The sequence below is a fragment of the Pseudonocardia sp. HH130630-07 genome, assembly GCF_001698125.1.
GTDB lineage: Bacteria > Actinomycetota > Actinomycetes > Mycobacteriales > Pseudonocardiaceae > Pseudonocardia.
The window spans coordinates 3,268,358-3,284,579 of record NZ_CP013854.1 but is presented as its reverse complement, the minus strand read 5'-3'; the positions used below and the strand labels follow the sequence as shown (position 1 = coordinate 3,284,579).

21 protein-coding genes are annotated in these 16,222 nt (G+C 74.7%); 16 read left to right on the top strand and 5 right to left on the bottom strand.

Annotation, left to right across the window (positions count from 1 at the left end; genetic code table 11):
* Positions 1 to 57: 57 nt before the first annotated feature.
* On the top strand, positions 58 to 1,704 hold the full coding sequence (locus tag AFB00_RS15955; RefSeq protein WP_068797899.1) for an acyl-CoA carboxylase subunit beta: 1,647 nt from the start codon (positions 58 to 60) through the stop codon (positions 1,702 to 1,704).
* The gene (locus tag AFB00_RS15950) at positions 1,701 to 1,943 is read left to right on the top strand and encodes an acyl-CoA carboxylase subunit epsilon (protein ID WP_068797898.1); all 243 of its coding nucleotides are present in this window, start codon (positions 1,701 to 1,703) and stop codon (positions 1,941 to 1,943) included. Before AFB00_RS15955 ends, AFB00_RS15950 begins: the two co-directional genes overlap by 4 nt.
* A 41-nt stretch (positions 1,944 to 1,984) precedes the next feature.
* Here the strand turns inward: AFB00_RS15950 and AFB00_RS33285 are convergent, their stop codons facing one another.
* From AFB00_RS33285 to AFB00_RS15930, 5 genes are all read right to left on the bottom strand, one after another.
* Positions 1,985 to 2,158, bottom strand: coding sequence for a hypothetical protein (locus tag AFB00_RS33285; protein ID WP_156819559.1), 174 nt, complete (start codon positions 2,156 to 2,158; stop codon positions 1,985 to 1,987).
* Positions 2,155 to 2,355, bottom strand: a complete 201-nt coding sequence (locus tag AFB00_RS15945; RefSeq protein ID WP_197519554.1) for a hypothetical protein — start codon at positions 2,353 to 2,355, stop codon at positions 2,155 to 2,157. The genes AFB00_RS33285 and AFB00_RS15945 overlap by 4 nt, the downstream gene beginning before the upstream one ends.
* Positions 2,356 to 2,432: 77 nt before the next feature.
* Entirely contained in the window at positions 2,433 to 3,905 is a 1,473-nt protein-coding gene (locus tag AFB00_RS35605) for a hypothetical protein (RefSeq protein ID WP_068797896.1), read from the bottom strand.
* An 11-nt stretch (positions 3,906 to 3,916) separates the two neighbouring features.
* Entirely contained in the window at positions 3,917 to 4,270 is a 354-nt protein-coding gene (locus AFB00_RS15935; RefSeq protein WP_197519553.1) for a PE domain-containing protein, read from the bottom strand.
* A gap of 128 nt (positions 4,271 to 4,398) precedes the next feature.
* Positions 4,399 to 4,914, bottom strand: a complete 516-nt coding sequence (locus tag AFB00_RS15930) for a DUF3558 family protein (RefSeq protein WP_068797894.1) — start codon at positions 4,912 to 4,914, stop codon at positions 4,399 to 4,401.
* Between the two features lie 197 nt (positions 4,915 to 5,111).
* On the opposite strand from AFB00_RS15930, the gene AFB00_RS15925 reads away from it, so the two are divergent.
* From AFB00_RS15925 to AFB00_RS36225, 14 genes are all read left to right on the top strand, one after another.
* Positions 5,112 to 5,606 carry a hypothetical protein gene (locus AFB00_RS15925; protein ID WP_068797893.1) on the top strand — a complete coding sequence of 165 codons (495 nt, stop codon included), beginning with the start codon at positions 5,112 to 5,114 and terminating at the stop codon, positions 5,604 to 5,606.
* A 36-nt stretch (positions 5,607 to 5,642) separates the two neighbouring features.
* Positions 5,643 to 6,797 (top strand): sensor histidine kinase, encoded by a 1,155-nt coding sequence (locus AFB00_RS15920; RefSeq protein ID WP_068797892.1) that lies wholly within the window; start codon positions 5,643 to 5,645, stop codon positions 6,795 to 6,797.
* Positions 6,794 to 7,444, top strand: a complete 651-nt coding sequence (locus AFB00_RS15915) for a response regulator (RefSeq protein ID WP_068797891.1) — start codon at positions 6,794 to 6,796, stop codon at positions 7,442 to 7,444. Before AFB00_RS15920 ends, AFB00_RS15915 begins: the two co-directional genes overlap by 4 nt.
* Before the next feature lie 17 nt (positions 7,445 to 7,461).
* Positions 7,462 to 8,091 (top strand): Maf family protein, encoded by a 630-nt coding sequence (locus AFB00_RS15910; RefSeq protein WP_068797890.1) that lies wholly within the window; start codon positions 7,462 to 7,464, stop codon positions 8,089 to 8,091.
* A 29-nt stretch (positions 8,092 to 8,120) separates the two neighbouring features.
* Positions 8,121 to 9,011 (top strand): sulfurtransferase, encoded by an 891-nt coding sequence (locus AFB00_RS15905; protein WP_068797889.1) that lies wholly within the window; start codon positions 8,121 to 8,123, stop codon positions 9,009 to 9,011.
* Positions 9,008 to 9,457, top strand: coding sequence for a SufE family protein (locus AFB00_RS15900; RefSeq protein WP_068797888.1), 450 nt, complete (start codon positions 9,008 to 9,010; stop codon positions 9,455 to 9,457). Before AFB00_RS15905 ends, AFB00_RS15900 begins: the two co-directional genes overlap by 4 nt.
* Before the next feature lie 89 nt (positions 9,458 to 9,546).
* Positions 9,547 to 10,557, top strand: a complete 1,011-nt coding sequence (locus tag AFB00_RS15895; protein WP_083275559.1) for a TIGR04222 domain-containing membrane protein — start codon at positions 9,547 to 9,549, stop codon at positions 10,555 to 10,557.
* A gap of 70 nt (positions 10,558 to 10,627) precedes the next feature.
* Positions 10,628 to 11,506 carry a DUF692 domain-containing protein gene (locus AFB00_RS15890; protein ID WP_197519551.1) on the top strand — a complete coding sequence of 293 codons (879 nt, stop codon included), beginning with the start codon at positions 10,628 to 10,630 and terminating at the stop codon, positions 11,504 to 11,506.
* Positions 11,503 to 12,012 carry a hypothetical protein gene (locus AFB00_RS15885; RefSeq protein ID WP_156819557.1) on the top strand — a complete coding sequence of 170 codons (510 nt, stop codon included), beginning with the start codon at positions 11,503 to 11,505 and terminating at the stop codon, positions 12,010 to 12,012. Before AFB00_RS15890 ends, AFB00_RS15885 begins: the two co-directional genes overlap by 4 nt.
* A 144-nt stretch (positions 12,013 to 12,156) precedes the next feature.
* Positions 12,157 to 13,932 (top strand): acetyl/propionyl/methylcrotonyl-CoA carboxylase subunit alpha, encoded by a 1,776-nt coding sequence (locus AFB00_RS15880; protein WP_068797886.1) that lies wholly within the window; start codon positions 12,157 to 12,159, stop codon positions 13,930 to 13,932.
* A 6-nt stretch (positions 13,933 to 13,938) separates the two neighbouring features.
* Entirely contained in the window at positions 13,939 to 14,526 is a 588-nt protein-coding gene (locus AFB00_RS15875; RefSeq protein WP_068797885.1) for a GNAT family N-acetyltransferase, read from the top strand.
* Between the two features lie 221 nt (positions 14,527 to 14,747).
* Positions 14,748 to 15,275 carry a hypothetical protein gene (locus AFB00_RS15870; protein ID WP_068800355.1) on the top strand — a complete coding sequence of 176 codons (528 nt, stop codon included), beginning with the start codon at positions 14,748 to 14,750 and terminating at the stop codon, positions 15,273 to 15,275.
* A gap of 46 nt (positions 15,276 to 15,321) precedes the next feature.
* Complete coding sequence (locus AFB00_RS36230) at positions 15,322 to 15,774, top strand: IS5 family transposase (RefSeq protein WP_442965807.1); 453 nt, start codon at positions 15,322 to 15,324, stop codon at positions 15,772 to 15,774.
* A complete protein-coding gene (locus AFB00_RS36225; protein WP_414706231.1) occupies positions 15,698 to 16,219 on the top strand; it encodes an IS5 family transposase in 522 nt (173 codons plus the stop codon). Before AFB00_RS36230 ends, AFB00_RS36225 begins: the two co-directional genes overlap by 77 nt.
* The last annotated feature ends 3 nt before the right edge of the window (positions 16,220 to 16,222 follow it).

The window sequence follows — 16,222 nt, the reverse complement described above, 5'->3', positions numbered from 1 at the left end:
GGCTGCGTCGTACGTCACCCCGGTCGACGGGCGCGGACCGGGTTAGAGTCCGATTCCATGAGCGCCGCAACGGAGCCGATGGCGACCCCGGACGGTGAGTCCGGCCAGGACCAGCCCGACGTCCACACCACCGCGGGCCGGCTCGCCGACCTGTACCGGCGGTTCGACGAGGCGGTGCACGCCGGCTCCGAGGCCGCAGTGGACAAGCAGCACGCGAAGGGCCGCCAGACCGCCCGGGAGCGGATCGACCAGCTGCTCGACCCGGGATCGTTCGTCGAGCTCGACGCGCTGACCCGGCACCGATCGACGAACTTCGGCATGGAGACCAAGCGCCCGTTCGGCGACGGCGTCGTGACCGGTTCCGGCACCGTCGACGGCCGTCCGGTCGCGGTGTTCTCCCAGGACGCGACGGTGTTCGGCGGCGCGCTCGGCGAGGTCTACGGCGAGAAGATCGTCAAGGTGATGGACCTGGCCGCGAAGATCGGCTGCCCGATGATCGGGATCAACGACGGCGGCGGCGCCCGGATCCAGGAGGGCGTGGTCGCCCTCGGCCTCTACGGCGAGATCTTCACCCGCAACGTGCGCAGCTCCGGGGTGATCCCGCAGATCTCGCTGGTCATGGGCCCGTGCGCGGGCGGGGCGGTATACTCCCCGGCGATCACCGACTTCACCGTGATGGTCGACGAGACCAGCCACATGTTCATCACCGGGCCGGACGTCATCAAGACCGTCACCGGCGAGGACGTCGACATGGAGGAGCTCGGCGGCGGCCGCGCGCACAACTCGAAGTCGGGTGTCGCGCACTACCTGGCCGGTGACGAGTCCGACGCGTTCGACTACGTCAAGCAGCTGCTGAGCTTCCTGCCCTCGAACAACCTGTCCGAGCCGCCGTCGTTCCCGGCCCCGGAGCCGACCGAGGGCTCGGTCGCCGACACCGTCACCGACACCGACCGCGAGCTCGACACACTCGTGCCGGACTCGGCGAACACCCCGTACGACATCCGCGAGGTGATCAACCGGGTGGTCGACGAGGCCGACTTCCTGGAGGTCCAGGAGCTCTGGGCGCCGAACATCGTGATCGGCTACGGGCGGGTCGAGGGCCACAGCGTCGGCATCGTCGCGAACCAGCCGACCCAGTTCGCCGGCTGCCTCGACATCGACGCCTCGGAGAAGGCCGCCCGGTTCGTCCGGACCTGCGACGCGTTCAACATCCCGGTGCTCACCTTCGTCGACGTCCCCGGGTTCCTGCCCGGCACCGACCAGGAGTGGAACGGCATCATCCGGCGCGGCGCGAAGCTGATCTACGCCTACGCCGAGGCGACCGTCCCGAAGGTCACCGTGATCACCCGCAAGGCCTACGGCGGCGCCTACGACGTCATGGGGTCCAAGCACCTCGGCGCGGACGTCAACATCGCCTGGCCGACCGCGCAGATCGCCGTCACCGGGGCCCAGGGCGCGGTGTCGATCCTGTACCGCAAGGAGCTCAAGGGCCTGGAGGGCGACGAGCTCGCCGCCAAGCGCGCCGAGCTGCAGCAGGACTACGAGGACACGCTCTGCAACCCCTACATCGCCGCGGACCGGGGCTACGTCGACGCCGTGGTGCCACCGTCGCACACCCGCGGGTACGTCGGGCGGTCGCTGCGGATGCTGTCCACCAAGCGGGAGCAGGGCCCGACCCGCAAGCACGGGAACATCCCGCTGTGAGCGGCGACGACGAACCGACGCCCGAGGAGCGGCGCGCGCTGTTCCGCGTCGTGCGGGGCACCCCGGACGACCGGGAACTCGCCGCGCTGACCGCGGTGCTCGCCGCGGCCGCGTCCGGCACGGGCACCGGCTCCGCTCCCGCCGCCGCACCGAGCCCCTGGTCGCACCCCGCCGCCCAGCTGCGCGCCCCCCTGGCCCCCGGCCCCGGCGCCTGGCGCGCCTCCGCCCTCCCCCGGTAACCGCTGCTCCCGTCCTGACCTCACCCCGCCGCAGGGTGCACTCATGGAGCCACAGCCTCGTGCGGCCGGGCTCGTGCTCCATGAGTGGGCAGGGGCGGGGCGTGCGTGTCCGCCCGGCGGAGCCGGTCCCGGACCGCCGCGCCGTCCTCGCCCCCGAGCAGTGCCATGACCAGCACGGAGGTGTCCAGGACGACGTCGGACGGGCCTCCGGTCACCGCCGCAGCTCGGCGAGGTCGGCGATCACCGCAGCGCGCGTGACCACCGGAGACGACGCGGACCGGTTCACCTCGTCCATCGCCGCGAACACCTCGTCCGCGGTCGGCCGGGACGCCACGTCGACCACCACGTCGCGCATGTAGGACCGGATCGACCGGCCGCCGGCGCGCGCACGCGCCCGGATGACCACGTACACGTCCTCCGGGATCTCACGGACCTGAATGGTCCGTGTCCGGGGTACGGCGGCCCGGTCGGCGACGCGGCTCCCGCGGATCACCGATCGTCCGGGTCCGGGCCGAGCACCGCGTCGGTCGCGACGATCTCGACGTCGAAAGCGTCCTGGGTGGGAACGAGGTAGCGGTTCCGGTGGTTCTGCCCGTCCGATCCACCGGCCCCGGCGGCGGCCATCGGACCGAAGCCGCCCCCGGGGACGCCGGATCCGCGGCCGGTGGCCGGTTCGGCCCGGGTGGGTGCGAACTCGCCGGGAGCGGTGCGGGCGCCCGGGCCCCGCGGCTCCGCGCCCCACGTCCCGGCACCCCGGCCCGCCGGCGGGAGGCCGTCACCGCCCGGCCCACGGCCGCCGTACGGGTACCCACCGCCGCCGGCACCACGGCCCGTGTCGGGGAGCAGCTGCTGACGACGGACGTCCTCGCCGAAACGCCGGGCGATGTCGTCACGGATGCGGTCGGCACCGGGAACAGGTGCCGCCGGGTACGCGCCGGGCGGGGGACGGTCGACCGGCGGCGCGGGCTGGAAGCGCTCGGGCTGGGCGGTGGGCGGGCCCGCGCCCGGCGAGCGGGGATCGCCCGCCGGGAACTCGGGTACGCCGACCGGGGCGACGCGGTCGGTGGGGTCGGGCCGGTCGGGGGCCATCGGTCCGCCGCCGGGGACGGCGCGGTCGCCGGAGCCGCCGGGGCCGGCCGGTCCGCCGGGTCCGGCAGGTCCTCCGGGGCCGCCCGGGCCTCCGGGACCGCCCGGGTCGGAGGGGCCGGACGGTCCGCCGGGTCCCGCGGGCCCGGCGGGTGCCGCCGGGCCGGATCCGGGCGGCGGCAGTCCGGGCCCGGGCGGTGTCGCCGGGCCCCCGGCCGGGCCGGGCGGGGCACCACCACCGGTCCCACCGGGGCCGAACCCTCCGCCGCCACCGGCCCCGCCGGCCCCGCCACCGGCCGTACCGCCGCCGGCGCCTCCGGGATCGGGTGCGAGCCCCGCCGGCGCCGTCGCCGTCGTGAACCGGTCGTCGGTCTCGAAGGTCTCCGACTCGTACTGCTTGAGCGCGCGGTCGGCCGCCTCCTCGTGCGCCGCGTTGCGTTCGGCGATGGTGACGTGATCGGCCCCGTTGCCCCAGAGGGACTGCCAGCCCTCGCTGATGTTGTCCCCCGCGCGCTGGATCCAGCTGTACTGGTTCGGGTCGACGTAGCCGATCTGGCGGCTCATCCGCTCGTACGCTGCACCGTGTTCGACCATCCGGTCGGCGCCGTTGCGGCTGACCGTCACGGTGTCGGCCGCGCCGTTCGCGGTGGCGGTCAGCGACTGCCGGGCGGCGTCGCCCGCGGAGCCCTGCCAGGCCGTGCCGAGGGTGCCGACCCCCTGCCCCGTCGACAGGCCCGCGGTGTCGAGCGCGGCGCTCACCGCGCTCAACCCGTCGGCGGCCTGCTGCGCGGCGGCCATGCCCGGCTGGCCCTGGACCCAGGAGAACTTGGTCGCCATGTCGTACGCGGCGAAGTTGTGGCACGGGATGAGGGACATCGTCGTTCTCGTCAGGTCCTGGCCGGGTACGTCGCACGGACGCCGTCGAGGCGTTCCTGCAGGGCCGGGCGCGCGTCGGTGAACGAGTCCCGGATGTAGTCGTCGGTGTGGCCGTACTCGCGGGCAGCCTGCTCCAAGCGCTGAGCGGCGTCCTGAAGCTCCTCGGCGTGGGCGAGATGGACGTCGCGGATCTGCCCTATTTTGGCGTTGAAGCTCTCGGCTGCGGCGACGGAGACGACGTCGCCGCCACACGGAGTGAACCCGTTCTCGATACCGGGGGCCCGAATCGCCTCACGGATCTTCTCGGCGTGGAAACGTAGCTCGTTGCGGACGGCCAGGACGTTGTCCGGGGTGATCTGAGCCATCAAACTGTCCGACGCGGTCCCCTGGGGCGCGTGCGACGGTGTCTCCATAACCCGAGCGTGCCTGACGCAGCCCTCCAGCTACGGCCGAACAGCGACTCTGATTCGCGAGAGCAAACCCGGCGATCGAGTCACCTGCTGAGGCCACGCGCAGTTCCGACGATCCTGGCGGTGAACTCGGCGGCTTGCCGGCACACGTCGGCCATGGCCTGAGGCCGGCCCTCCACGGTTCGATGCGTCCCGACCTGCACTCGGATCGCCCTGTCCGGCCGAGCATCGACGACCAGGATGCACATCGGGTACCTGCCGTCCTGCTCCTCCCGGATCGCCCCGTAACCGGCAACCTGATCCAGTGAACCGGTACCGATCGCCGCGGTGGCATCCAGATCGATCAACTGCACGATGTAGTCCATGCCGCCCTCCCAACTACCCCCTTCGCAGTTACGGGAGCGTGCGCCGCTGACCACGTTCTCCGAGGGCTCGTCGAGATCGTCGATCTGCAACTCCGCCACCAGTTCCGGCGTCAGCAGGTCACACGGCTCGATCCGGTCCACCGCGATGTCCTGCGGCCGCGGCGGGAACGGTCCCGCGGGCTCCGCCGCCCCACACCCGGCGACCACCGCCCCCGCGACCACCAGAACACACATACGGCGCAGAGCCGTTCGCACCACGTGATCCTCCGCAACGGACGAGGGGACGCACAGGCTAACCGGCGCCCCGTCCCCCGACGGCCGATCCGCGGTTCCGGACCCGGCGTCCACCCCCGGGTGGACGCCCCGGATCCACCCGGGATCGACCGTCGCGCCGACGCGCCGGACCGGTCCCGCGGACGATCGTCGTCGGCATGGACACCACCACGCTCTTCATCACCGTCGCCGTCGTCGGGCTCGTGCTGTACCGCCAGTTCAGCGGCGGTTTCGTCCGGCCGGGGAACCGGGACGTCGTGCTCCCGGTCGTCGTGCTGGCCCTCGGGGTGACGACGCTGACCACGGCGGCCCCGCCGGTCACCGCGACCGGGGTCGCGCTGCTCGCCGGGGAGCTCGTGCTCGCCGCCGCGCTCGGCGTGCTGCGTGGCCGGGCGTTCCGGCTGGAGGCCCGGGACGGGCTGCTCTACCGCCGCGGCTCGGTCGCCCTGCTCGTGGGCTGGGTCCTCACGATCGGGTTGCGGCTCGTCGCGGGGGCGGTCGGCACCGCGCTCGGCGCCGGGCCGCTGCTGACCTCGACGACGACGCTCGTGTTCGGGGCCGGCCTGCTGCTGCAGGGGTTCGTGCTGCGCAACCGGGTCGCCGCGTCCGGGATCCCGGTCGGCGCCCCGGCCCGCCGCCGGTCCGCCGCCTGATCCGGCACCACCACCGATCTGTGCCAAGGTGAAACGATGAATGCCGCCGCCGGTCGCGGGCCCGGCAGGCCCGGGGTCCCGGCCCTGCTGATGTCACTGCTCTGGCTGCCGCTGCTGCTGGGCCTGCTGGTGCTCGGCCGCGGCCAGCAGGTCTCCCCGGTGTGGCTCTACCCGGTCGGCATCGTCCCGGCCGTGGCCGGATGGCTGCTGTTCTCCTTCCGGCCCGGGATCTCCGGGCGCACGCTGTACGCGGTGATCGTCGTGCTGGTCGGGGGCGGCGCCGTGCTCCTCGCCGGGTCCGACGGCTGGACGGCCGCCGCCGGGTTCCCGATGCTGGCCGCCCTCATCACCGGGATGCGGCTGCCGACCCGGACCGCGGCCGTCGTCTCGGGGCTCAACGCCTGCCTGCTGGTGCTGGTGGTGGGCCCGTACGAGTCGCTGTGGGACCCGGTCGCCGTCATCGCGGCGGTCGCCGCGCTGATGCTGTTCGGGATGGCCCGCCGCGACGCGGCGCGCCGGGCCGAGGAGCACGAGGGCGCGCTCGTCGCCGACGCCAGGGCCCGCGAGGAGCACGCCCGCGCCGAGGCCGTCACCGACCGGGCCCGGGTCGCCCGCGACGTGCACGACGTGCTGGCGCACTCGCTGTCCGCGCTCGCCGTCCAGCTGCAGGGGGCCCGGCTGATGGCGCTGCGCGACGGGGCGGCCGAGGACACCGTCGCTCAGATCGAGCGGGCCCAACGCCTCGCCTCCGACGGCATCGCCGAGGCCCGCCGGGCGGTCCGGGCGCTGCGCGAGGGCCCCGGCCCGGTCGACGTCGGCGCCGAGCTGCACACGCTGGCCGACGCGCACCCGGACGCGACGGTGCACGTCGACCCGGACCTGCGGCTCGGCGGACGGGAGGGCGAGACGGTGCTGCGGACCGCACAGGAGGCACTGAGCAACGCGCGCAAGCACGCGCCGGGCGCCCCGGTGACGGTGTCGCTGCGCGGCACCGGCGACGGCGCCGAGCTGGAGGTGCGCGACTCCGGATCCGGTCCCCCGGCCCCCGCCGACGGCGCGGGGTCGGGCCTGGTCGGGATGGCCGAGCGGGCGGCGCTGGTCGGTGCCGAGCTGGAGACCGGCGCCACCGGGGACGGCTGGCGGGTCCGGTTGCGGATCCCGGCGGACGCCGGGGAGAGGATCGTGCGATGAGCGCGCTGCGGGTGGTGCTGGCCGACGACCAGCGGATCGTCCGGGACGGGCTGGCGACCGTGCTCGGCCTGCTCGAGGGCATCGACGTCGTCGGGACGGCGGCCGGCGGCGACTCCGCGGTCGGGCTCGTCGCCGAGCTGGCGCCGGACGTCCTGCTCACCGACCTGCGGATGCCCGCGGGCGACGGTGTCGAGGCGACGCGGCGGGTCCGCACCGACCATCCCGGCACCGCGGTCGTCGTGCTGACCACCTACGTCGACGACGACGCCGTGGTCGACGCGATCGCCGCCGGAGCCTCGGGCTGGCTGTCCAAGGACGCCGACGCCGAGGCCATCGGCCGGGCCCTGCGCTCGGCCGCCGACGGGGTCTCCACGGTGGACGCGTCGGTGCTGGCCCGGCTGGTCTCGGCCCGGTCCGGTGGCACACGGCCCGAGCCGGCCGAGCCACCGGACGGGCTGACCCCGCGCGAGGTGGAGGTGCTCGCGCTGATCGCGGACGGGCTGTCCAACACCGAGATCGCCCGCCGGCTCGTGGTCGGCGAGGCCACGGTGAAGACGCACGTCAACCACCTGTTCGCCAAGACCGGGCTGCGGGACCGGGCGCAGGCCGTCGGCTACGCCTACCGGCACGGGCTCGCCGGGCGGTAGCCCGTAGCGTCCGGTGGGTGCGCCTGGTCCTCGCTTCCGCGTCCCCCGCCCGCCTCTCGGTACTGCGCGCCGCCGGTGCCGACCCGCTCGTCGAGATCGCGGACGTCGACGAGGACGCCCTGCTCGCCGCCCAGCCGGACGCCGACCCGGGCGACGCCGTCACGGTGCTCGCCGCCGCGAAGGCCGCCGCGGTCGTCGAGCGGGTCGCGATCGAGCACCCGGACGCCGTGGTGGTCGGCTGCGACTCGATGCTGCGCATCGACGGTGAGCTGGTGGGCAAGCCGCACGACCCGGACACCGCCCGGCGGCGCTGGAAGACCATGGCCGGACGCACCGGCGAGCTGCTCACCGGGCACGCCGTCCTGCGGCTCGACGGCGGGACGGTCGCCCGGCGGGCGCAGGCGCACGCCGGGACCACCGTCCGGTTCGCCGAGCCGGACCACGCCGAGCTGGAGGCCTACCTCGCCAGCGGGGAGCCGCTCGCGGTCGCCGGGGCCTTCACCCTCGACGGGCTCGGCGGCTGGTTCGTCGAGAGCATCGACGGGCACCCGTCCAACGTGATCGGGATCAGCCTGCCGCTGCTGCGGCGGCTGCTCGGCGAGGTCGGGGTGGGCGTGGTGGACCTGTGGGGCCCGCGACCGGTGTGAGTGTCGGACCGCGCGGTTACCCTCCCGCCATGGCTGTGGAGAACGACCCCGACGCGAAGCTCGCCGAGTACGCGCACCCCGAGCGCCTGGTCACCACCGGGTGGCTGGCCGAGCACCTGAAGGATCCGGGTCTCGTGGTCGTGGAGTCCGACGAGGACGTTCTGCTCTACGACACCGGGCACATCCCGGGCGCGGTGAAGGTCGACTGGCACACCGAGCTGAACGACCCGGTCACCCGGGACTACGTCGACGGCACCCGGTTCGCCGAGATCATGTCCGAGCGCGGCATCGGCCGGGACACCACGATCGTCGTCTACGGCGACCGCAACAACTGGTGGGCCGCCTACGCCCTGTGGGTGTTCTCGCTGTTCGGCCACGCCGACGTGCGGCTGCTCGACGGCGGCCGCTCCAAGTGGGTCGCCGAGGGCCGCGAGATGGTCACCGGCACCCCGGAGCCGCAGCGGGCGGAGTACCCGGTCGTCGAGCGGGACGACGCGGGCATCCGCGCCTTCAAGGACGACGTGCTGGCCCACCTCGGCAAGCCCCTGGTCGACGTGCGGTCCCCGCAGGAGTACACCGGCGAGAAGCTGCACATGCCGGACTACCCGCAGGAGGGTGCCGTGCGCGGCGGGCACATCCCGGGCGCCGCGAGCGTGCCGTGGGCCCGGGCCGCCGCCGAGGACGGCTCGTTCCGGCCCCGGGCCGAGCTGTCGGCCATCTACGAGCAGGAACAGGGCCTGAAGTCCTCCGACGAGGTCGTCGCCTACTGCCGGATCGGCGAGCGTTCGAGCCACACCTGGTTCGTGCTGACCCACCTGCTGGGCTTCGGCACGGTCCGCAACTACGACGGTTCCTGGACCGAGTGGGGCAACGCCGTGCGCGTCCCGATCGTCCAGGGCGAGGAGCGCGGGTCGGCATGACCGAACGGACCGAGCAGCTCCCGCCGGACCTGGCAGAGCTGGTGGACGACTTCGCGGCCCTCGGCCCGAAGGACCGGCTGCAGCTGCTGCTGGAGCTGTCCCAGGAGCTGCCGGACCTCCCGGAGCGCTACGCCGACGCGGCCGACACCATGGAGCAGGTCCACGAGTGCCAGTCGCCGCTGTTCCTGGCCGTCGAGGTCGGGGCCGACGGCGACCGGCCGGTGCACCTGTTCTTCTCCGCACCGCGGGAGGCCCCGACCACCCGGGGCTTCGCCTCGATCATGCGGACCGGGCTGGACGGTCAGCCGGCCGCGGCGGTGCTCGCCGTACCGGACGACTTCTACACCGACCTGGGCCTCGCCGAGGCGGTCAGCCCGCTGCGGCTGCGCGGGATCGCCGCGATGCTCACGCGGATCAAGAACCAGGTCCGGGCCGCCGTCGCCTGATCCCGGGGGGGTCCGGGGCAACCTCAAGTCTCGGTGAAATCCGGCTCCGTCCCGAGTGAGCGGGCGCACACTACTTCGAACGATGAAGTGTGCGCTCGCCGCTGGGGGTGGTGGAGATGGGCACGAACCTCACCGATGCGACCTGGGGGATCCCCGGGTCGACGTTCCTGGTCCTCTACGGGGTGATCGGGGTCGTCGCCGTACTGCTCGCCGTGCGTGCACGGCGGCACATCGCGCGCGGCGACCCGTACGGCCTGCACGGCCTCGACACCCGGCCCGAGGATGTCGCCTACCTCAACGGCGGCCCCGAACTGGCCGTGTACGCGGCGCTGTCGGCGATGCACGTCGACGGCACCGTGGTCACGTCGCGCCGCACGTCGGGCCAGGTCCAGGCCGGCAACCGGCCGACCCGGGCGGCGACGCCGCTGCAGCAGGCGATCCACCGCAGCGCGTACCGGCTGACGCCGCGCCGGACCCTGCACACCCACGAGCCGGTCCGTCTCGAACTGGCCCGCATCGGGCGGCGGCTGGAGGGGATCGGCCTGCTGCTCTCCGCGGGCGACCGGAGCCGGTACCGGGCGACGGCGTGGCTGCCGGGCGCGGTCTGCGTGCTGGGCGCGGCCCGGTTGGCGGCCGGGGTCGGCAACGGCCGCCCGGTCGGGTTCCTGGTGCTGCTCGTCGTGGTGCTGGGCGTGGTGACCGTGGTGCTCGCCGTGCGGGCACCGGACCGGACCCGGATCGGCACCACCGCGCTCGCCGAGGTCCGGGCCCGGCACGACGTGCTGTCGCCGGCGATGCGGCCGGACTGGACGTCGGCCGGGGCGAGGGCGGCGGCGCTGAGCGTGGGTGCGTTCGGCATGGGGGCGATGCTCGCGTCCGAGCCGGCGTTCGCCGAGGAGCTGGCCGCGCAGAAGGCCGCCGCGCTCGGCGGCGGGGGCGGGGGCGGCGGGAGCTGGTCCGGCTCGTCGGGATCGGGCGGGTCCTCCGGTGACGGCGGGTTCTTCGGGGGCGGCGGGTTCTCCGGCGGTGACGGCGGCAGCGGAGGCGGCTGCGGCGGCGGCGGCGGTGGCGGTGGCGGTGGCGGTGGCTGCGGCGGCTGACGGTCGCGGGGCGGCGCCCCGCGACCGGCCGGTGCGTCCCCGCGGCTCCGCCACCGGGGGGTGTGGAGCTGTGGGGGCGCGCCGGGACACCGGCGACCGCCGGCTGCGCGGCACGGGCGCCGGCTGGCGGGGCGCGATCGCCGCCGCCCTGGACGACGTGCCCGGGCTCGGCTTCCACGAGGTGATCGCCGAGTCCATCCGGCCGGGCTCCGCGCGCGACGACGTATCGGCGTCCCTGCTGCGCCACGACGTCGTCGTGCACGGGGTCCGGCTCTCGCTCGGCTCGCCCGACGGCCTGGACCCGGCCCGGGTCGCGCACCTCGCGGCCTGCACCGGGGCCACCGGGGCCGTGCTCGCGAGCGAGCACGTCGCGTTCGTCCGGGCGGGCGGCATGGAGGCCGGGCACCTGCTGCCGCTGCCGCGGACCCGCGAGGCGCTGGACGTGCTGGCCGGCAACGTCGCGCGCACCCGGTCCGAGCTCGACGTCCCGCTCGCCCTGGAACCGATCGCCGCCCTGTTCGACTGGCCCGACGACGAGTTCGACGAGGCCGGGTTCCTGCTACGGCTGCACGAGCGGACCGGCGCCCCGCTGCTGCTGGACGTGGCGAACGTGGGGGTCAACGCCCGCAACCGGGGCCGCGACCCGCGGGCCGACATCGACGCGCTGCTCGCCGTCCTCCCGCCGGGGGCGATCGCGTACTGCCACGTCGCGGGCAGCGCCGACCACGACGGCCTGGTCCACGACACGCACACCGCGCCGGTCGGGCCGGAGGTCCTCGACCTGCTGGCGCACACCGTCGGGCAGCTCCCCGAGCCGCCGCCGGTGATGCTGGAACGCGACGGCGCCTACCCGCCCGCGGCCGAGCTGGCGGCCGAGCTGGCGGCGATCGCGGCGGCCGCCGGGCACCCGTCGCCGTGCCGGGCACCGGCCACCGGGGTGCCGTCGTGAACGCCCTGTGGCCACCCGATCCCGGGACCCCGCTCCCGGCATCGCGGCGCTGCCCGGCCCGGTCCGCGTCGCGCACCGGCCGGGCCGCACCACTGGCCCAGCGGCAGGCGGCGCTGGTCGCCGCGCTCGTCGCGGGCGGGCCCGATCCCGCCGGCTTCCCGGAGCCGCTGCTCGCCGCCACCCGGTCCGCGCTGCTGCGCACCCGCGCCGCGCGGACCGCGGTCCAGTGGCCGCTGCTGGCCGACGACGCCGGCCCGGGCTGGGCCGCGCTCTACGCCCGGCGGTTCGCCGGCGTCCCGCCCTACGGCGCCGACCGGGAGGGCTGGGACCTGGCGCGCGAGCTCGCCGCGGCCGGCCTGCTCGGCGCGGGCGCGGTCCGTGAGCTGGACGAGCGCGAGATCGCGTTCCGCTACGACGGGCGCTCCGCCCCGGTCCCGCGGTCCGCGTTCGCCCGGCGCCTGCTGCGGTGGCGGGACGTGGTGCGGCGCGGCCCGATCGGCTCCTGAACCGATCCCGCCCCGCCCCCGGCCCGGGTGACATTGGCATCACCGCGGGCCGCAGCCGGGCCGATCACCGATCGCGCTTCTACACTCCCCGGTAACCCTGCGCCGGAGCATCGGGCCGGCGCGCGCGACCGGAGGAGTTCGACCGTGCCCGCACTGCGCAAAGTGCTCGTCGCCAACCGGGGAGAGATCGCCGTCCGGGTGATCCGGGCCGCGAGGGACGCGGGGCTGGGGAGCGTCGCCGTCTACGCCGACCCGGACCGCGACGCCCCGTTCGTCCGGCTCGCCGACGAGGCCTTCGCGCTGGGCGGCAGCACCGCGGCCGAGTCCTACCTCGACATCGGCAAGGTCGTCGCCGCCGCGCAGCAGGCCGGGGCGGACGCGATCCACCCCGGCTACGGCTTCCTGTCCGAGAACGCCGACTTCGCCCAGGCCGTCATCGACGCGGGGATCACCTGGATCGGGCCGTCCCCGCAGTCGATCCGCGACCTGGGCGACAAGGTCACCGCCCGGCACATCGCGATGCGGGCCGGTGCGCCCCTGGTCCCGGGCACGAAGAACCCGGTCGGCGACGCCGACGAGGTGCTCGCCTTCGCCGACGAGCACGGCCTGCCGGTGGCGATCAAGGCCGCGTTCGGCGGCGGCGGACGCGGCATGAAGGTCGCCCGCGAGCGCTCCGAGGTCGCCGAGCTCTACGAGTCCGCCGTCCGGGAGGCCACCGCGGCGTTCGGCCGTGGGGAGTGCTTCGTCGAGCGCTACCTCGACCGCCCGCGGCACGTCGAGACCCAGGTGCTGGCCGACCAGCACGGCAACGTCGTCGTCGTGGGCACCCGGGACTGCTCGCTGCAGCGCCGCTTCCAGAAGCTGGTCGAGGAGGCTCCGGCCCCGTTCCTGACCGACGAGCAGCGCAGCACCCTCTACGAGGCGTCCAAGGCGATCTGCACGGAGGCCGGCTACTACGGCGCGGGCACCGTCGAGTTCCTCATCGGCGAGGACGGGATGATCACCTTCCTGGAGGTGAACACCCGGCTGCAGGTCGAGCACCCGGTCTCGGAGGAGACCACCGGCATCGACCTGGTCCGGCAGATGTTCCGGATCGCCGAGGGCAAGGAGCTGGAGCTCGGCGGGGACCCGGAGCCGCGCGGGCACGCGATCGAGTTCCGGATCAACGGCGAGGACGCCGGGCGCAACTTCCTCCCGGCACCGGGCACCGTCGAGCGGATCCACTACCCGGCGGGCCCCGGCGTCCGGCTCGACGCCGGTGTCGAGGACGGGTCGGTCGTCGGCGGCCAGTTCGACTCGCTGCTGGCGAAGCTGATCGTCTCCGGCGCCGACCGGCAGCAGGCCCTGCAGCGGGCCCGCCGCGCGCTGGAGGAGTTCCGGGTCGAGGGCATGGCCACCGTGCTGGACTTCCACCGGCTCGTCGTGACCGACCCGGCGTTCACCGCCACGACCGGTGAGGCCTTCGCCGTGCACACCCGGTGGATCGAGACCGAGTGGGACAACACGGTGCCGCCGTTCGCCGGTGGTGCCGGTGCCGACGAGTCGGCCGCGGAGCGCCGGACCGTGGTGGTCGAGGTCGGCGGGCGACGGCTGGAGGTGTCGCTGCCCGGTGACCTCGCGCTCGGCGGGGGCGGCGGCAACGGCGGCCCGGCGAAGGGCGCGCCGCGGCGGCGCAGCGGAGCCGGCGGCGGGGCGAAGGTCTCCGGCGACGCGGTGACCGCGCCGATGCAGGGCACGATCATCAAGGTCGCGGTGTCCGACGGCGACACCGTCGCGACCGGTGACCTGATCCTCGTCCTCGAGGCGATGAAGATGGAGAACCCGGTCACCGCCACCAAGGACGGCACCGTCACCGGCCTGACCGCCGAGCAGGGCGCCTCGGTCTCCCAGGGCACCGTGATCTGCGAGATCAAGGACTGACCGGCGGTGCCGCTCGACCCCGTCGAGATCAACGCCGGGGCCTGGTACCTGCGCCTGCCACGCTGCGACGACCGGGTGGACGACCGCCCGGCCGTCGCCGCGGCCGCACGGGACCCGCAGATCCGGCGTCGGCACGACCTGCCGGACCCGGCGGCGCCGGACTTCGACGACCGGGTCACCGCCCGTCTCACGGACCGGATCGACGGCTGGGCCCGCGGCACCCGGTGCGCCTGGGCCGTCGCCGAGCCGACGACCGGCGAGATGCTCGGTGAAGTGACCCTCGAGCCGGATCCCGTCCACGGGACCGGCGAGATCGCCTGCTGGACGCTGCCCGGCGCCCGTGGCCGCGGCCTCGCCCGGACGGCGGCCGGTGCGGTCTGCCGGTTCGCCTTCGGCGGACTCGGCCTGCACCGGCTCACCTGGCGGCACGCCGGACCGGACGTCGCCGCGGCCCGGGTCGCCGACGCGCTGGGGTTCGTCCCGGAGGGCCGGCTGCGCGCGGCGTGGGCCGCCGACGGCGGGCGGGTCGACGTCGTGCTGCTCGGCCGGCTCGCCGGCGACCCGGTTCCGTCACTCTCGCCGCCGCGGCGTTGACCGCGCGTCACCGGAGCATCTAGCGTTTACGTGAGGGTCGTGCACGCCGCACAGGCGTCCACGCATCCTCGACCACAACTGAACAGAGCCGACCCGTGTGCCCGATCCACGGGGCCCGGAACTACCGCCACGCGGAGTACCGCGCCGCGGATCCGCTCGCCACGCCGGCCCAGCCGCGTCGTGAGCCGTCCCAGCTCGAACGAGACGTCACAGGATCCGTCATGCCCCTCACTGTCCCTGTCCCCTCCGTCGACACCGCGCAGCAGACGCTGTTCGTGACGACGCACGTCCACACCGACGGCCCGATCCCGGGCCCGCACTCCCTGCTCACCCTGACTGCGTCCGCGTACCGCGCGGACGGCGTCCCGATCGGCACCTTCACCGCCAACCTCCGGGAACTGCCCGGGGCCACGTTGCACCCCACCGCGCTGGAGACCTGGCGCGACCGGGCCGACGACTGGCTCTGGACCCGGCGGGCCGCGCGCCCGCCCGCACAGGTCGTGAACGCCTTTCTCTCCTGGGTCGAGGACCTGGGCCGGAGCCCGGTGTTCGTGACCGACCCGGAGCAGCCGGACCACCTGTTCTGCTACTGGTACCTGCAGCGTTTCGCAGGCCGGTGGCCGTTCGCCGGGATCACCCCGGCGATCGACGGGCCGGACCGGGCCCTCTCGCCCCCGGCGTGCCCGCTCAGCGGGTGCCGCCCGGCGGACGGCAGCGCCCGCCCCGTCCTGGTGGCCCCGGCGGCCTAGGGCGTGTCTCCCAGATAGGCGGAGCGGGGTGCGCGATGCTTGATCGGTGCCGCGTACCGCTGTCCTGACTGATGTCCAGTGGGCCCGTCTGGCGCCGCTGTTGCCCTCTTCCGAGGGTCGTCGCGGGCGCCCGTTCCGCGATGACCGCCGGGTGCTCGAGGGGATCATCTACCGGTATCGGTGCGGGCTTCCCTGGCGCGACGTCCCAGCCGAGTTCGGGCCGTGGCAGACGTTGTGGAAGCGGCACCGCCGCTACAGCGGCGACGGCACCTGGGACCACATCCTGGCTGCTCTTCTGGTCGAGGCCGACGCCGCCGAGGTGCTCGGGTGGGCGGTCAGCGTGGACTCCACGATCATCCGTGCCCACCAGCACGCCGCGACCCTCAAGCGCGACACAGGGGGCCGGATCGAACTACACGAATCTGCTCGCCGAACCAGCAGATCACGCGCTGGGACGGTCCCGCGGAGGGCTGTCGACGAAGATCCACCAGCTCGTTGACGGGCACGGCCGCCCGCTGGTGGTCCTCCTCGGCCCCGGCCAGGGCGGCGACTCGCCAATGTTTCCGCACCTGATGGCGCACCTGAGCATCGCCCGACCGGGCCCGGGACGACCCCGGACCCGGCCCGAACGCGTGCGCGCGGACAAGGCCTACTCCTCACGCGCGATCCGCCGGCACCTGCGCGAGCGCCGGATCATCGCTGTCATTCCGGAGCCCTCTGACCAGCAGGGACACCGCAAACGACGGGGCTCACGCGGTGGCCGACCGCCCGCATTCGATCCGGTCGACTACCGAAACCGCAACGTCGTCGAGCGCGGGTTCTGCCACGTCAAGCAGTGGCGCGGGCTGGCCACCCGTTACGACAAGCTCGCCCTGACCTTCCGCGGCGGCGCCGTCCTGAAGGCGATCGTCACCTGGCTCCGCGCATTGGGAGACACACCCTAGCGT

Bases quoted from the DNA above. Each gene is read 5' to 3' on its own strand.
- AFB00_RS15955 (WP_068797899.1), top strand. From the start codon at position 58: ATGAGCGCCGCAACGGAGCCGATGGCGACCCCGGACGGTGAGTCCGGC.
- AFB00_RS35605 (WP_068797896.1), bottom strand. From the start codon at position 3,905: ATGTCCCTCATCCCGTGCCACAACTTCGCCGCGTACGACATGGCGACC.
- AFB00_RS15935 (WP_197519553.1), bottom strand. From the start codon at position 4,270: ATGGCTCAGATCACCCCGGACAACGTCCTGGCCGTCCGCAACGAGCTA.
- AFB00_RS15930 (WP_068797894.1), bottom strand. From the start codon at position 4,914: ATGTGTGTTCTGGTGGTCGCGGGGGCGGTGGTCGCCGGGTGTGGGGCG.
- AFB00_RS15925 (WP_068797893.1), top strand. From the start codon at position 5,112: ATGGACACCACCACGCTCTTCATCACCGTCGCCGTCGTCGGGCTCGTG.
- AFB00_RS15920 (WP_068797892.1), top strand. From the start codon at position 5,643: ATGAATGCCGCCGCCGGTCGCGGGCCCGGCAGGCCCGGGGTCCCGGCC.
- AFB00_RS15915 (WP_068797891.1), top strand. From the start codon at position 6,794: ATGAGCGCGCTGCGGGTGGTGCTGGCCGACGACCAGCGGATCGTCCGG.
- AFB00_RS15905 (WP_068797889.1), top strand. From the start codon at position 8,121: ATGGCTGTGGAGAACGACCCCGACGCGAAGCTCGCCGAGTACGCGCAC.
- AFB00_RS15900 (WP_068797888.1), top strand. From the start codon at position 9,008: ATGACCGAACGGACCGAGCAGCTCCCGCCGGACCTGGCAGAGCTGGTG.
- AFB00_RS15870 (WP_068800355.1), top strand. From the start codon at position 14,748: ATGCCCCTCACTGTCCCTGTCCCCTCCGTCGACACCGCGCAGCAGACG.